Annotated in this window: 1 pseudogene; it reads right to left on the bottom strand. The window is 62.2% G+C overall.

What is annotated here, in order from left to right:
• Window positions 1–209: pseudogene (locus AMS67_RS17540) on the bottom strand (NADP-dependent oxidoreductase); the annotation flags it as partial.

Raw genomic sequence — 209 nt, 5'->3', positions numbered from 1 at the left:
CATGTCGAGGAACGCGTCGACCGTGTGTTCGATGCCGTCGACGATGGTCTCGTCGTAGGCAATGCTGCCTGCGGCGAACCATTCGGTCATGCGGCTCTGGAACTCCGGCGCGAGGTGCAGGTATGCGGCCAGAGTGAAGCCCTTGAGGGTGAGGGCTCGGGTGATGATGTTGGCGAGATTATCAGGACCGGGAGTGCGCTGGGTGGTGT

The organism is Leucobacter japonicus (genome assembly GCF_001273855.1).
Lineage (GTDB): Bacteria > Actinomycetota > Actinomycetes > Actinomycetales > Microbacteriaceae > Leucobacter > Leucobacter japonicus.
The sequence above is the reverse complement of the archived record's forward strand: the minus strand, read 5'-3'. Positions and strand labels throughout refer to the sequence as shown.